Below are 15,119 nucleotides of genomic sequence, written 5' to 3'. Positions count from 1 at the left end.
GACCGCAACGCGGGCTTCTCCTCCTGCGACCCCGGACGGCTCTACCTGCCCACGATCATGGACCCGGTCTACGGCTACCAGGTCACCAACGTCGAGGCCTCGATGTCCTCCCCGTCCAGCCTGCTCCACTGGACCCGCCGCATGATCGAGATCCGCAAGCAGAACCCTGCCTTCGGACTCGGGTCCTACACCGAACTGCAGTCGTCGAACGGAGCGGTGATCGCGTTCCTGCGGGAGTACGAGGACGACCTCGTCCTGTGCGTCCACAACTTCTCCCGCTTCGCGCAACCCACCGAGCTGGACCTGCGGTCGTTCAACGGCCGGCATCCCGTCGAACTGTTCGGCGGGGTGCGCTTCCCGGCCATCGGTGAACTGCCCTACCTGCTGACCCTCGCGGGCCACGGCTTCTACTGGTTCCGGCTCCGCGCGGACGCCGCCTAGTCACCCCCGGGTGGGGCGGTTTCCCCTGTCCCACCCGGGGCACGCATCAGTATCACCCCGACGACCCGGGGAAAGGACGTGACGCCATGGCGGACACAGTCACCCCTTCCGGTACGACTCCCGGCCACTTCCTCGCGTCGCTCGATCCACTGTTGCGCGAGTGGCTGCCGAGGCAACGGTGGTTCGCGGGCAAGGGGCGCCCGGTCACCGGATTCTCCCTGGTCGCGGACACCGCGCTCTTGCCGTCCCGCACCCTGTCGGCCTCGCTCGACCAGCGGGACACCACCGGCCGCCTCGGCCTGCACCATCTGCTGGTGCGCGCGCACCAGCCGCCCGTGCTCGGCGCCGCCGCCCACCCCGGCGACATCTACCAACTCCTCATAGGCGTGCGCGAGGCGCTGCCGCCCCGGCTCGCGCCCGCGCTCATCGGACACGTCGCGGACGGCCCGCTCGCCGGGCACACCGTCTACGACGCCCTGTACGACCCCCGGCCCGCCGAGGTGCTCCTGGAGGCCCTGCGCACCCAGGCCCGCATCGGCGGGCTTCGCTTCGAGCGGGACCCGCGCCAGGAGATCCGGGACGGACTCGTGGCCCGCATGCTGACCGCCGAGCAGTCCAACTCCTCGGTCGTCTACGGCGATACGTTCATCCTGAAGCTGTTGCGCCGGATCGTCCCCGGTGTCAATCCCGACCTGGAGATACCCCTCGCCCTGGCCCGCGAGGGCTGCGCCCGGGTGCCCGCGCCGACGGCATGGCTGCGGGGACACGTCAACGGCGACGTCGGCGACATCAGCGACGTCGGCGACGCGTATGTCCTCGGCGTGCTCCAGCCCTTCGTGCGCGGTGCGACCGACGGCTGGGAGCTGGCGCTGCGCGAACTGGCCAAGGGCGAGGACTTCACCGCCGAGGCGCGGGCGCTGGGGCGGGCCACGGCAGAGGTGCACACGGCGCTCGCCCGCGCGCTGCCCACGGTCACGCTGGGCCACAGCCGGCTGCGGCTCCTGGTCGACGGCATGGTCGAGCGGCTGGAGTCGGCCATACGGGCGGTGCCCGCGCTGGGCCCGTACGAACCGGGGCTGCGCTCCGCCTTCGAGGCGCTGGCCGACCTGGCCGCCGAGGGGCGCACCTGGACCGCCCAGCGCATCCACGGCGACCTGCACCTCGGCCAGTGCCTGCGCTCGCCCTCCGGCCAGTGGACGCTGATCGACTTCGAGGGCGAACCGGCCCGCCCGCTCGCCGAGCGGCGCATGCCGCAGCCGGCGGTGCGGGACATCGCGGGGATGCTCCGCTCCTTCGACTACGCGGCGCACTCGGTGAACCCCGCGGTGCCCGACTGGGCGACCGCGTGCCGGGCCGCGTACTGCGCCGGGTACGCCGAGGTCGCCGACCGCGATCCGCGGACCGATCCGGTGCTGCTGCGGGCCTACGAGACCGACAAGGCCGTCTACGAAGTCGTCTACGAGGCCCGGCACCGCCCCGACTGGCTCCCGGTACCGCTGTCGGCGGTGCGCCGCCTCGCCACGTCCGACCCGACCTGACCAACCTGACCACCTTCGCCGAGGAGGCTCCGCACGTGACCCCCCGCACCCCGTCCAGCGGCCCGGAACCGAAGAAGCCGGAAGTGGAGAAGAGCGCCGTCGACAAGACCGCCGCCACCGAGCAGAGCGTGAGGAAGGCCGCGGCGAAGAAGACCCCGGCGAAGAGTGCGGCGACGAAGAAGTCGGCCACGAAGAAGACGGCCGCGAAGAAGACGGCGACCAAGAAGACCGTGACCAAGAAGGCGGTGACCAAGAAAGCGGCGACGAAGCCGGCGGCCGGGAAGGCGGTGACGAAGAAGGCGGCCGCGGCCCACGCGAAGAAGCCCGCTCCACTGGAGATAGCCGTCTCCCCCGCTCTCGACGCCGGTGACCGGGAGCGGCTGCTCCGCGGTGACCATCACGATCCGCATGGCGTCCTGGGCGCCCACCCGGTGCCCGGCGGGGTCGCCTTCCGGGCCTTCAGGCCGTACGCGCGGGCGGTCACCGTCGTCTCCGGCGGTCTGCGGGCCGAGCTGCACGACGACGGCGAGGGCTTCTTCTCCGGGCTGGTGCCGCTGCGCGAGGTACCGGCGTACCGGCTGCTGGTGACCTACGAGGAGGCGGTGCGGGAGACCGAGGACGCGTACCGCTTCCTGCCCACGCTCGGCGAGTTCGACCTGCACCTGATCGGCGAGGGCCGGCACGAGCAGCTGTGGAAGGCGCTGGGCGCCGAGCCGATGACGCACCAGGGGGTGAGGGGCACCCGCTTCTCGGTGTGGGCGCCGAACGCCCGGGGCGTACGCGTGGCCGGCGGCTTCAACTTCTGGGACGGCACCGGCCACCCGATGCGCTCGCTGGGCTCCTCCGGGGTGTGGGAGCTGTTCGTGCCGGGCGTCGGCGAGGGCGAGCTGTACAAGTTCGAGATCACCCGCCCGGACGGCTCGCGCACGATGCGCGCCGACCCGATGGCCCGCCACACCGAGACCCCGCCGAACACCTCGTCCGTCGTGCACACCTCGCGCTACGAGTGGGGCGACGCCGAATGGATGGCGCGGCGGGGGTCCACACCCGTGCACGAGGCGCCGTTCTCGGTGTACGAGGTCCACCTCGCCTCCTGGCGCCCCGGTCTGACGTACCGCCAACTGGCCGAGCAGCTACCCGCGTACGCCAAGGACCTCGGCTTCACGCACGTGGAGCTGATGCCGGTCGCCGAGCACCCCTTCGGCGGTTCCTGGGGCTACCAGGTCACCGGCTTCTACGCGCCGACGGCCCGGCTGGGCACACCCGACGACTTCAGGTTCCTGGTCGACGCCCTGCACCGGGCCGGCATCGGGGTCCTGATGGACTGGGTGCCGGCGCACTTCCCGCGCGACGACTGGGCGCTGGCGGAGTTCGACGGGCGCCCGCTGTACGAGCACGAGGACCCGTTGCGGGCCGCCCACCCCGACTGGGGCACGCTGGAGTTCGACTTCGGTCGGCGCGAGGTGCGCAACTTCCTGGTCGCCAACGCGGTGTACTGGTGCGAGGAGTTCCACATCGACGGCCTGCGGGTGGACGCGGTCGCCTCGATGCTCTACCTCGACTACTCGCGCGAGCCGGGCCAGTGGTCGCCGAACGAGCACGGCGGCCGGGAGAACCTGGACGCGGTGGCCTTCCTGCAGGAGATGAACGCGACGGTGTACCGGCGCAGCCCGGGGGTCGTGACCATCGCCGAGGAGTCGACCGCCTGGGACGGCGTGACTCGCCCGACCCACCACAAGGGCCCGAGCGGCTTCGGCGGGCTGGGCTTCGGGCTGAAGTGGAACATGGGCTGGATGCACGACTCGCTGGAGTACATGAGCCACGAGCCGATCCACCGCAAGTACCACCACCACGAGATGACCTTCTCGATGGTGTACGCGTACAGCGAGAACTACGTCCTGCCCATCTCGCACGACGAGGTGGTCCACGGCAAGCGCTCGCTGGTGTCGAAGTTGCCGGGCGACTGGTGGCAGCAGCGCGCCGACCACCGCGCCTACCTGGGCTTCATGTGGGCCCACCCGGGCAAGCAACTCCTCTTCATGGGGCAGGAGTTCGCCCAGGGCGCCGAGTGGTCCGAGGCGCACGGTCCGGACTGGTGGCTGCTGGATCCGGGATACGGGGCGGAGGCGGACCACCGCGGCGTCCGCGACCTGGTCCGCGACCTCAACACCGTCTACCGGGCCGCCCCGCCCCTGTGGCAGCGGGACACCGACCCGGCCGGCTTCCAGTGGATCGTGGGCGACGCGGCGGACGACAACGTCCTGGCGTTCCTGCGCCTGGACGCGGACGGCACCCCTCTGCTGGCCGTCTCCCACTTCTCCCCCGTCGTCCGCCACGACTACCGCCTCGGCGTCCCCGAGGACGTCCCCGCGTGGCTGGAGGTCCTCAACACCGACGGGGCCCGCTACGGCGGCAGCGACGTCACCAACCCCCACCCCGTCAAACCGGAACCCCACCCCCGTCACGGTCGCGCGACGAGCGTCCGTCTGACCCTGCCACCTCTGTCCACGGTGTGGCTGCGGCCCGCCTGAGGCTGTCGGGCAGGGCGCCCGTGTGCAGCACCCCGAGCCGCTGGGTGGCCCGGGTCAGGGCCACGTACAGGTCGCTCGTGCCGTAGGCGGCGGGTTCCACCACCAGGACGGAGTCGAATTCGAGGCCCTTGGCCTGGCGCGGGTTGAGCAGGACGACCGTGTGCGTCAGGTCGGGGTCGGCCCCGGCCGTGACGCCGTCCAGGCGGGCGGCCAGGGAGCGGTGCAGCTCACGTGGGGCGATCACCGCCAACCGGCCCTCGGCCGGGGTGAGTTCGGCGACCGCCTCGGCCACGGCGGCGGGGAGGCCGGCCACGGCCCGGCGGATCCACGGGCGTACCCCGGTCGAGCGGACCGAGCTCGGCGGTTCGAAGTCCGGGTTCTCGGCGCGGACCACGGCCGCGGCGAGGTCCATGATCTCGGACGGGGTGCGGTAGTTGACGCCGAGCCGGGTGTGCTCCCAGCGGTCCTCGACGTACGGCTCCAGGATGCCCCGCCAGGAGCCGACGCCCGCCGCCTCCGCGGTCTGCGCCGGGTCGCCGACCAGGGTCATCGAGCGGGTCGGGCTGCGCCGCATGAGCAGCCGCCACGCCATCGGCGACAGCTCCTGCGCCTCGTCGACGATGATGTGCCCGAACGCCCAGGTCCGGTCGGCCGCCGCCCGCTCGGCGGCGCTGCGCAGGTCCTCCTGCTCGTGCCGCTCGGCGAACCGTTCGGCGTCGATGATGTCGTGCGCGGACAGCACCTCCGAGCCCTCGGGATCGCTGTCCTCCTTGTCCTCGAACTCGAACGTCCGGGAGGCGTAGGAGACGTCCAGCACGCCCTGCGCGTACGCGACCTGCCTCTCGCGTTCGCGCTCCGCGCGCGCCCGCGCCACCCGGTCGTCCTCGCCGAGCAGTTCGGCCGCCTCGTCGAGCAGCGGTACGTCCGCCACGGTCCAGGCCCGTGTCACCGGGCGGCGGACGGCGGCGGCGTCCGCGTCGTCGAGGTACCCCTCGGGCTCGGCGAGGAAGTCCGCGACGAGCCGTCGCGGGGTGATCCTCGGCCACAACTGGTCGATGGCGGACCAGACTTCGGGGTTCTCGGCGAGTTCGTCGCGGATCTGGGTGATGTCGCTGGGGTCGAGCAGATTGGTGCCGTCGTACGGGTCGGTGCCGATGCGCTCGGCGACCATGTCGGTGAGCGTGTTGAGGATGTGCCCCTCGAAGTGCTCGCGCGCCACGTTGTGCGGCAGTCCGGTGGCGCGGGTGCGCTCGCGGGCCACGTTCACCAGGCCGTCGTCGAGCATCAGGATCTCGCGGTCGTGCTCGATCGCGACGACCGGGTCGGGCAGCGTCTGCCGGTCGCGGACCACGGCGGCGAGCACGTCCGCCATGTCGGCGCGGCCCTTGACGGCGGCCGCCGCCGGGGTGTCCGTGGCCGTCGCCCGCACGCCCGGGAAGAGCTCGCCGACCGTCGCCAGCAGCACGCCGGTCTCACCGAGCGAGGGGAGCACCTCGCCGATGTAGCCGAGGAAGGCCGGGTTGGGGCCGACGATCAGGACGGCCCGCTTGGCGAGCAGTTCCCGGTGTTCGTAGAGGAGATAGGCCGCCCGGTGCAGGGCCACCGCCGTCTTGCCGGTGCCGGGGCCGCCCTCGACCACCAGCACTCCCCGATGAGGCGCACGGATGATCTCGTCCTGCTCGGCCTGGATCGTCTGCACGATGTCGCTCATGCGGCCGGTGCGGGCGGAGTTGAGCGCGGCGAGCAGCACGGCGTCGCCGGTCGGGTCCTCGTACCCGGTGCGGGTGGCGTCGCCGAGGTCGAGGATCTCGTCGTGCAGCGAGGTCACGGTGCGGCCGTCGGTGGTGAGGTGCCGGCGCCGGCGCAGCCCCATGGGGGTGTGGCCGGTGGCCAGGTAGAAGGGGCGGGCGACGTCGGCCCGCCAGTCGATGAGCACCGGGGTGCGCTCGGCGTCGTCGGCGCGCAGGCCGATGCGGCCGATGTGGTGGGTGGCGCCGGAGGACAGGTCGATGCGGCCGAAGCAGAGGGAACCGTCCACGGCGTTCAGCGCGGCGAGCAGCCCGGACCGCTCGGCGACCAGGATGTCCCGCTCCAGCCGGGCCTGCATCGGCTTGTCGCCCTGGGAGAGCGCGTCCGCCACGGAATCCTCGGTGTCACCGCGCAGCGCGTCCACGCGCGCGTACAGCCCGTCGATGAATTCCTGTTCCCGCCGCAATTCATCGTCTGGAAATTCGGTGTTTGACAATGCCGCTCCCACCCGGATATACTGTGGCCACTGAACTTCTTCGCGATTCCGTCCACTTGAAGTCGCGAACCATTGAATATACGCAAAGAAATCCCCCGGGCGCAATTGCCCGGGGGATTTCTTCGTGTCCGGCGGGACTTCACAGCAGGTCGGACAGCTCCTCCAGGAGCCTGCGCCGGGGCCGCGCCCCGACCATCGACCGCACCGGCTCGCCGTCCCGGAAGACCATGAGCGTCGGCGTCGACAGCACGCCGTACGCGATGGTCGTCCCCGGATTGCGGTCCACGTCCAGCTGCACGATCTTCAGCCGGTCGCCCTCCTCGAAGGCGATGTCCTTCAGCACCGGCGCCAGCTGCCGGCACGGCCCGCACCAGTCGGCCGTGAACTGCACCAGCACCGGCAGGTCGGAGCCGATCACCTCCGCCTCGAAGTCCGCGTCCGTCACCTCGGCCAGACCGCTCGTCCTGGTCACCCCTCGTGCCCTCCCAGTTCGCACCCGGGTTCCGGACCCCCCGGAACCAGCGCCTCGGTGGCCAGTTCGTCGCGCGCCCGCTCGGCCCGCGCCAGCTGGCCGGCGACCTGGGCCCGCACCGCCCCCAGCTCACCGATCAGCGCGTCGAGCTCGTCCAGCTTGCGCCGGTAGACCGCGAGAGAGGCGGGACAGGAGTCGCCCTCCGGGTGCCCGGCCCGCAGGCAGTCCACGAAGGGCCGGGTCTCCTCCAGGTCGAACCCGAAGTCCCGCAGCGTCCTGATCTGCCGGAGCAGCATGAGGTCCCGCTCGTCGTAGGACCGGTGCCCGTTGGCGTCGCGCCGCGCGGGCAGCAGGCCCCGCGACTCGTAGTACCGCAGCGCACGCGTGGTGGTCCCGGCCCGTGCGGCCAGCTCGCCGATTCGCATGGGTACGACCGTAGGCGTTGACGCTGACGTCAGGGCAAGGCCGGCGGGAGCAGCGGCTTGCGCGGCACCGGCGAGGACAGCACGATCGACGTGGTGGTCCGGCCCAGCGCCGAGGTCTGCTCCAGGATCTCCTCCAGGTGGACGGTGTCCGTGACGGCGACCTTGAGGATCCAGCAGTCCTCGCCGACCACGTGGTGGACCTCGATGATCTCCGGGCGGTCGAGCAGTTCCAGGGTGCGCGGGTGCCTGAGCGTGTAGCCGCCGTGCGGGTTGACCCGGATGAACGCCTGGATGCCGTAGCCGAGGCGGGCCGGGGCGACCTGGGCGGCGTACCCGGTGATCGCGCCCGCGGCCTCCAGCCGCCGTACCCGTTCGGTCACCGCCGCCGGGCTGAGCCTGACCCGGCGCCCCAGCTCGCTCAGCTTCATCCGGCCGTCGGCCTGGAGCAGCCCGAGGATCTGGCGGTCGAGCGCGTCGAAGGCCGCCGACGTTTCCCCGGCGGCGGGGCGCGCGGGCCGTGGTTCCTTCGGTGCGACGGCCGGAACTCCCATGTCCTCCCCTTCAGTCGGCGTCGATACGCCAGGAGAATTATGCTCCATGAGACAGGGACGAGAAGTGCTGGTGATAGGCGGCAACCGCTATTTCGGGAAGCGGCTCATCGCGCGGCTGCTGGCCGCCGGGGACCGGGTGACGGTTCTCAATCGGGGCTCCTCGGCGCCGCCCGCGGGCGCAATTCACCTCGTCGCGGACCGGAATGACGAGAATTCGCTGACCGAGGCGCTCGGCGACCGCACCTTCGACGTGGTCGTCGACCAGGTCTGCTACACCCCGCGCCAGGCGGAGGTCGCCCGCCGGGTCTTCGCGCGCCGTACCCGCCGCTATGTGATGACGTCGACGGTCGAGGTGTACGAGTACGAGGACTCGGCCGACCCGGTGCGGGAGGCCGCCGTCGATCCGCTCACGGTCCCCGTCGACCTCCGGCTTCCCTGGGACGACCCGGACTTCCTCGACGCCCACTACGGCGAGGGCAAGCGGCAGGCGGAGGCGGTGTTCTCGGCGGAGCCCGCCTTCCCCTACGTGGCCGTCCGCGTGGCCCATGTGCTGGGCGGGGACGACGACTTCACCGGACGGCTGCAGCACTACGCGGACCGCGTCCGCACCGGCGAGCCGATCTGCGTGCCCGTCGTGAACCACCCGGCGACCTACATCCACGTCGAGGAGATCGCGGACTTCCTGTTCTGGACGGCGGGCGAGGACTTCACGGGCCCGGTCAACGCCGCCTCCCACGGGACTCTGACGACCGAGGAGCTGTGCGCGGCGGTGGCCGCCCACCTCCCCGACGGCGAGGCGGTGTTCCGCCGGGTCGAGGTCGGCGAGGTCTCCCCCTTCTCCTTCTTCCGCTCCTACGGCATGGACAACTCCCGTGCCGCACAGCTCGGTTTCACCTTCGGCGAGGCGCGCGACTGGCTGCCGCGCGCCGTGTCCGAGACGCTCGGAAAGGACGCCTGACATGCGGTACCGCTTCCTCGGCGACGTGCGGGTCGGCGCGGTCGGGCTCGGCGCCATGCCCCTGTCCATCGAGGGCCGCCCCGACGAGGCACGCGCCCTGGCCACCGTGCACGCCGCGCTCGACGCGGGGGTGACGCTGCTGGACACGGCGGACTCGTACCACCTGCCCGGGGACGAGCCCGGCCACAACGAGCTGCTGGTCGCCCGCGCGCTGGCGGCCTTTGGCGGCGACCCGGACGACGTGCTGGTGGCGACCAAGGGTGGTCGCGGCAGACCGGCCGACGGCAGCTGGACGGTCACCGGCTCCCCGCGCCATCTGAAGGCGGCCGCCGAGGCCTCGCTGAAGCGGCTCGGGGTGGAGGCGATCGGCCTCTACCAGCTCCACAAACCGGATCCCCGGGTGCCGTTCGAGGAGTCGGTCGGCGCGCTGCGCGAGCTGCTCGACGAGGGCAAGATCCGGCTGGCCGGCGTCTCCAACACGGACGTCGAGCAGATCCGCACCGCCCACCGGATCCTCGGCGACCGGCTGGTCGCGGTGCAGAACGAGTACTCACCGGCCGTCCGAGGCAGCGAGGCCGAGCTGCGGCTGTGCGCGGAGCTGGGGCTGGCGTTCCTCCCCTGGAGCCCGCTGGGCGGCATCTCCCGCAGCTCCCTGGACGGAGTGTCGAGGATGACCGGCGAGGTGCGCTTCGGCGCCTTCCACACCGTCGCCGAGGAGCGCGACGTGAGCCCCCAGCAGGTCTGCCTGGCCTGGCTGTCGGCTCAGGCGCCGACCGTCGTCCCGATTCCGGGAGCGAGCCGTCCGGAGACCATCCGGGACTCGGCGGCCGCGGCGGACCTGGTGCTCGACGCGACCGAACTGGCCCGGCTGGACGCCTCGGTCCCGACGGCTCGCTGAGGGGTCGGCGGGCCGTCGGGCCCGCGGTCAGCGGGGAGAGGGGCCGGGGCGCGGACCCAGCAGCCACTCGCCGGTGGGCGGTCCCCCGTGCCCGGCGATGTCGTCGTCCTCGTCCTCGTCCTCGTCGTCCTCGTCGTCCTCGTCGGCGTCGCCGTCCCGCACCCCGAGCAGCCGGCGGGTCAGGCGGTCGCGGTCGGAGAGGAGCTCGTCGAGGGCCTCGCGGACGTCCTCCGGTTCGGTGCGGGGCGCCTCGCGCTCCGCCGCGATCAGCACGGACCGCCGTACCAGCTCCTTGGTGAAGGAGGCCGTCGTGCCCTCCGTACGGCCCACCACCTCGTCGGCGATGTCCTTGCCGAGGCCGAGTCCCGCGCCGTACAGGCCGAGCAGGGCCGCGCGGCCCTCCGCGTCCGGCAGCGGGATCTCCACGGCGAGGTCGACGCGGCCGGGGCGCTGCACGAGGGCCGGTTCCAGCAGGTCGGCGCGGTTGGTGGTGAGCAGGAAGGCGACGTCGGCGTCGTCACCGAGCCCGTCCATCTCGTTCAGCACCTGGAAGAGCAGGGGCTGTTCGCCGCCGCCGTAGTCGCGGGACTCGGCGATCAGGTCGCAGTCCTCCAGGACGACGAGGGCCGGCTGGAGCATACGGGCCAGCGCGCAGGCCGGGCCGATGGCCTCGATGCTCTCGCCGGACAGGACCACGACCGTGAACTGCGGGAGGTGGGAGAGCAGATAGCGGATCGTGTGGGTCTTGCCGGTGCCGGGCGGCCCGTACAGGAGGAGTCCCCGGCGCAGGTGCTGGCCGGCCGCGCGCAGTTGCTCGCGCCGCCGGGCCACGCCCACGACCTGCCGTTCCACCCGCTCCAGGAGTCCGACCGGGAGCACGATGTCGTCACGGGTCAGGCCGGGGCGGCGGTGGAAGCGGAACGGGCCGAGGCCGTGCCCGAACTCCGAGCCCTCGAAGGAGAGCACCTGGCCGCGGAAGACGCTGTGCTCGCGCACGAGCGCGTCGATCTCGGCGAGCAGCCGGTCCGCGAACCCCTTGTCGGCGGCGAGGACCTCGATCTCGACCTTGTTGCGCCCGTACTGGTCCTGCGGGCCGCGCAGCAGGACGACGAACCGCTCCTCGCCCTCCGTACCGAGGTAGAACCCGCAGGAGACGCAGGCCAGCTCCGCGTCGGGGGAGATCGGCAGGTGGGCGTAGTCGACGGCGCCGATCACGAAGCGGTCGTAGCGGTCGGCGGCCTCGATGATGTCGCCGAGGGTGAAATCGCCGTGGTGCTGGGCGCCGCGCATGCCGATCAGCTCGTGCGAGCGGCCGTCCGCGGCGAACCAGCGCTCCAGGGCGAGATGGACGTTGGGCAGGTCGAAGGAGGCGTAGGCGGCCTTCACCACCGGCCGGTCCGTGGGCGCCGACCCGAGGTGTTCGCGCAGCCGCTCGGCGAGGTCGCGGCTGCCGTCGCCGGCCTTGCGCCGCGGGCGGGCGACGGCCATGAGGAACTCGTGGAACAACCCGTTGACCTGTTCCAGCGAGAGGGGTGACCCCTCCCTGTCCGGTCCGTACCGTGCCCGGTACTCCCGCGCGCTGACGATCTCCACCCCGTCCGGTTCCCCCATGGCCACCTCCGTGCCTCGTGTCCGCGTCAAGGACTCCAAGCCTGGGCCGAACAGGTGGACGGGTCAAAGGATTTGGGCCGGGTTCACCCTAGACGGCTACCCCTGCCGACTCCTCCACCTCCATCAGGGAGGCGCTGTGCCGTTCCTCGTCGAAGGCCTTGCGGCCGCCGCGCAGGCCGAACAGGCGCTTGGTGAGGGCGATGTAGAGGACGGCGAGGATGTTGAGGACCAGGGTGGTGATCTTCAACCAGCTGACGTGCTCGGTGAGTTCGTAGATCTCCAGCGGCAGGAAGGCCGCGGTGGCGACCACCGTCAGGTATTCGGCCCAGCGCTTGGCGTACCAGAGGCCGACGGCCTCCACGATCTCGATCAGCGCGTACGCCAGCAGGAGCGCGGCCACCAGCAGCAGCGTGGAGTGCTTGTAGCCGAAGGCCTTCTGGATCGAGCCGACCACCGGCGAGTGGTCGAGGTCGTAGTGGAAGTGCCGGAAGACCGGTCGCAGGACGTCGAGGTACTCGTTGAACAGCCGTCGTACCGCGTCCTGGCTGTTGCTGAACTTCCACACCGCGACCGCGACCAGCACGATGAACACACCGCGCACGGCCCGCTCGACGGCCAGGAACCGCAGGACGAACAGGTCGCGCAGCACCTTGCCGCGCGGCACCAGCGGCGCGTCGTCCGCCGGGCCCGAGCCGCGCGGCTCGCCCAGTACGAAGTCACCGCAGCGCAGGCAGCGCCATGCGTCGCCGAGGGCGGTCCGGGCGTGCAGTCGCTCCCGGAGCCTCGGGTCGTCCGGCGCGTAGGTCACATGCCCCTTCCGCGCGCAGTGCCGCCGGTCCCAGTCGATCTTCATCCCCCGTGCCTCCATACGAGAAGTGCGTTCGCCCCGTAGGGACGCGCCAAACGAACATGCCGTTCCGGTTGATCCGGCACGGCACGTTAGTGGATGGAGGTGAGAAGGGGTCGCGAGGGGTCAGTGCGCCGAGCTGTCCGCCAGTTCCTTCTCCTCGGCCGCCGGCTCCGTCGGGGCCGCGGACGCGTCCCGGCGCGGCAGCAGCAGCACCACCACGACCGTGCCGATGCCCAGGATCACCGCGCCGACCAGGCTGGTGTGGGCCACGGCGTCGGAGAAGGAGGACCCGACCGCGTCGGCCATCTGCCGTGCTCCGGTGGCGAGCTGACCGGCCTGCTCCTTGAGCCCCGCGGCCTGCTGCGGGTCGGTGGCCTGCGCGGCCTGCGCGGCGAGCCGGTGGGCCTTGTCGCCGATGCCCTGGGCGACCGCGTAGCCGGCGCCGACCGAGTCCTGGGCGGAGGCCAGGGCGTCGGCCGGGAGCTTGCTGCCGGCGGTGGCGTCGGTGAGGTGGTGGTCGTACGAGGTGGACAGCAGCGAGCCGAGGATCGCGATGCCGAGCGAGCCGCCGAGCTCCAGCGAGGTGTCGTTGACCGCGCCGCCGACGCCCAGGTCGGACTCCGGGAAGGAGCCCATGATCGCGTCCGTGCAGGGCGACAGCGCAAGTCCGATGGCCAGGCCCAGGATGACGAGCGGGGCGACGAAGTCGCCGTACGTCGAGGCCGCGTCCACCCGGGTCAGCAGCGCCAGCGCGGTGGTGCCGCCGACCATGCCCGCACCGACCGTCCACTTCATGCCGACGCGCGGGGTGAGCCAGCCGGTCAGCGCCGAGCCGACGAAGACCGCGCCGGCCAACGGCAGCATGCGCACGCCCGTGTCCAGGGCGTCGTAGCCGAGGACGAACTGCAGGTGCTGGGTGAGGTAGTAGAAGGCGCCGAAGACGGCCAGGAAGAACAGGGCGACGGCGAGGTTGGAGCCCGCGAACCGGCGACCGGTGAAGCGGCGCACGTCCAGGACCGGACGCGGGTGGCGCAGCTCCCAGAGCACGAAGGCCAGCAGGCCCACGCCCGCGACGACCGCGGCGGTGACGGCCCTGACGCCCCATCCGAAGTGCGGCCCCTCGATGATCATGTAGACCAGGGCGCCGACCCACACCACCGAGAGCACACCGCCGACGTAGTCGATCCGGTCGTGGTGCCCGGCCTTGGACGGCGGGACGAGGACGAGGGCGCCGACGATCGCGACGGCGGCGACGGGCACGTTGATCAGGAAGGTCGAGGACCAGCCGTGGTCGCGCAGCAGCGCGCCCGCGACCACCGGACCGGCGGCGATGGCGAGTCCGGCGGTGGCGGTCCACAGGGTGATGGCCTTGGCCCGCTCCCGCTTCGGGAAGGTCGCGGCCAGCAGAGAGAGCGTGGCGGGCATGATGAGCGCGGCGCCGACACCCATCACGGCGCGGGCCGCGATGACCGCGGTCGAACTGTCGGCGAGGTAGCCAAAGACGGCGCCGCCCGCGAAGACGACGAGCCCGAGGACGAGCGCGCCCCGGCGGCTGTACTTGTCGCCGATCGCGCCGAGCAGCAGCATCAGCGCGGCGTACGGGACGGTGTAGCCGTCGATCACCCATTGCAGGTCGGCGCTGGAGAGGCCGAGGTCCTGGGTCATGTCGGGGGCCGCGACCGTGAGGGCGGTGTTCGCCATCACGATGATCAGCAGGCTCAGGCAGAGCACGAGGAGCGCCCACCAGCGCCGGGCGTAGGGGCGGTCCGTCCTTTCGACAGGTTCGTTCATGACGAGTCGCATGAGCAGGGGATGCCTTCCTCGACGATGTGCGCGACGGGACGTGCAACAAGTACTTGCACAGCATCGTGCAATTGCACAACAGTGTGCAATGTACGTCGTTGCACAGCGCTGTGCAAGTCGAGGAGAGTGCAGAATGACAACCATGACCACGGGTAACACCAGCCGCGCCGACGCCAATCGGCGCCGCATCCTCGACGTCGCCCTCGCCGAGCTGCTGCGCGACCCCGACGCCTCGATGGACCAGATCGCCCGCGCCGCGGGGGTCGTACGGCGGACGGTGTACGGGCACTTCCCGAGCCGCGAGGCACTGATCAGCACGCTGGTCGACGGGGCGGTGGACGCACTGGCCGCCGCGCACGCCGCCGGACGCGAGGGCGTCGCGGACCCGGCGGAGGCGGTGGCCCGTTCGGTGCTGTGCATCTGGGACATCGCCGACCGCTACCGGCTGCTGGTCGCGCTGGCCCAGCGCACGGTCACCGTGCAGGGCATCCGCGAGCGCCTCACGCCGGTCCGCGAGGCCTGCGCCGAGGTGCTGCAGCAGGGCCTGGACCGAGGCACGTTCACCTCGCCGCTGCCGGCGGCGGCACTGGCGTACGTGCACGAGCAGATGCTGTTCGCGGTGATGGAGGCGGTGAACGACGGCCTGCTGGCAGCACAGGAGGCGGGCCGCACCGCCGCGGTCAGTGTGCTGATCGCGGCGGGCGTGCCCGCCTCCGGGGCCACCGAGCTGGTGGCGAAGCTGAGCGAGGAGAGGCTCGTCGGCAGGTGACCGGGCGGCCGAGTCACGGCGGGAGTC

13 protein-coding genes are annotated in these 15,119 nt (G+C 71.9%); 6 read left to right on the top strand and 7 right to left on the bottom strand.

The annotated features are described in order from the left end of the window. The 3 genes from ACWGKT_RS47160 to glgB form a co-directional block, all read left to right on the top strand. Positions 1 to 441 (top strand): alpha-glucosidase C-terminal domain-containing protein (locus ACWGKT_RS47160; RefSeq protein WP_453278617.1); only part of this gene is annotated, 441 nt, incomplete at its 5' end. 86 nt (positions 442 to 527) lie between these two features. Continuing rightward, positions 528 to 1,979: a maltokinase N-terminal cap-like domain-containing protein gene (locus ACWGKT_RS47155; RefSeq protein ID WP_453278616.1), complete on the top strand. Its 1,452-nt coding sequence runs from the start codon at positions 528 to 530 to the stop codon at positions 1,977 to 1,979. A 35-nt stretch (positions 1,980 to 2,014) separates the two neighbouring features. Continuing rightward, positions 2,015 to 4,510: a 1,4-alpha-glucan branching enzyme gene (gene glgB / locus ACWGKT_RS47150; protein ID WP_453278615.1), complete on the top strand. Its 2,496-nt coding sequence runs from the start codon at positions 2,015 to 2,017 to the stop codon at positions 4,508 to 4,510. Here glgB and ACWGKT_RS47145 read toward each other — a convergent pair. From ACWGKT_RS47145 to ACWGKT_RS47130, 4 genes are all read right to left on the bottom strand, one after another. Continuing rightward, positions 4,419 to 6,755: a HelD family protein gene (locus ACWGKT_RS47145; protein WP_453278614.1), complete on the bottom strand. Its 2,337-nt coding sequence runs from the start codon at positions 6,753 to 6,755 to the stop codon at positions 4,419 to 4,421. The two genes, glgB and ACWGKT_RS47145, sit on opposite strands and share 92 nt — an antisense overlap. A gap of 139 nt (positions 6,756 to 6,894) precedes the next feature. After that, positions 6,895 to 7,227 (bottom strand): thioredoxin family protein, encoded by a 333-nt coding sequence (locus ACWGKT_RS47140; RefSeq protein WP_453278613.1) that lies wholly within the window; start codon positions 7,225 to 7,227, stop codon positions 6,895 to 6,897. Next, the gene (locus ACWGKT_RS47135) at positions 7,224 to 7,652 is read right to left on the bottom strand and encodes a MerR family transcriptional regulator (RefSeq protein ID WP_453278612.1); all 429 of its coding nucleotides are present in this window, start codon (positions 7,650 to 7,652) and stop codon (positions 7,224 to 7,226) included. Before ACWGKT_RS47135 ends, ACWGKT_RS47140 begins: the two co-directional genes overlap by 4 nt. Positions 7,653 to 7,681: 29 nt before the next feature. After that, on the bottom strand, positions 7,682 to 8,203 hold the full coding sequence (locus ACWGKT_RS47130; RefSeq protein WP_235458002.1) for an Lrp/AsnC family transcriptional regulator: 522 nt from the start codon (positions 8,201 to 8,203) through the stop codon (positions 7,682 to 7,684). A 46-nt stretch (positions 8,204 to 8,249) separates the two neighbouring features. On the opposite strand from ACWGKT_RS47130, the gene ACWGKT_RS47125 reads away from it, so the two are divergent. Both ACWGKT_RS47125 and ACWGKT_RS47120 read left to right on the top strand, forming a co-directional pair. After that, on the top strand, positions 8,250 to 9,161 hold the full coding sequence (locus ACWGKT_RS47125) for an NAD-dependent epimerase/dehydratase family protein (RefSeq protein WP_453278611.1): 912 nt from the start codon (positions 8,250 to 8,252) through the stop codon (positions 9,159 to 9,161). A 1-nt stretch (position 9,162) separates the two neighbouring features. After that, the gene (locus ACWGKT_RS47120; RefSeq protein ID WP_453278610.1) at positions 9,163 to 10,059 is read left to right on the top strand and encodes an aldo/keto reductase; all 897 of its coding nucleotides are present in this window, start codon (positions 9,163 to 9,165) and stop codon (positions 10,057 to 10,059) included. Positions 10,060 to 10,086: 27 nt separating this feature from the next. Here the strand turns inward: ACWGKT_RS47120 and ACWGKT_RS47115 are convergent, their stop codons facing one another. From ACWGKT_RS47115 to ACWGKT_RS47105, 3 genes are all read right to left on the bottom strand, one after another. Continuing rightward, positions 10,087 to 11,670 carry an AAA family ATPase gene (locus ACWGKT_RS47115; RefSeq protein ID WP_453278609.1) on the bottom strand — a complete coding sequence of 528 codons (1,584 nt, stop codon included), beginning with the start codon at positions 11,668 to 11,670 and terminating at the stop codon, positions 10,087 to 10,089. Positions 11,671 to 11,758: 88 nt separating this feature from the next. Then, the gene (locus tag ACWGKT_RS47110; protein WP_453278608.1) at positions 11,759 to 12,523 is read right to left on the bottom strand and encodes a DUF2127 domain-containing protein; all 765 of its coding nucleotides are present in this window, start codon (positions 12,521 to 12,523) and stop codon (positions 11,759 to 11,761) included. A gap of 120 nt (positions 12,524 to 12,643) precedes the next feature. Next, complete coding sequence (locus ACWGKT_RS47105) at positions 12,644 to 14,323, bottom strand: MFS transporter (protein ID WP_453278607.1); 1,680 nt, start codon at positions 14,321 to 14,323, stop codon at positions 12,644 to 12,646. Positions 14,324 to 14,456: 133 nt separating this feature from the next. Between ACWGKT_RS47105 and ACWGKT_RS47100 the strand changes: the two genes are divergently transcribed. Continuing rightward, entirely contained in the window at positions 14,457 to 15,092 is a 636-nt protein-coding gene (locus tag ACWGKT_RS47100; RefSeq protein WP_235457996.1) for a TetR/AcrR family transcriptional regulator, read from the top strand. Positions 15,093 to 15,119: the final 27 nt, after the last annotated feature.

The organism is Streptomyces sp. NPDC054794 (genome assembly GCF_053611585.1).
The sequence above is the reverse complement of the archived record's forward strand: the minus strand, read 5'-3'. Positions and strand labels throughout refer to the sequence as shown.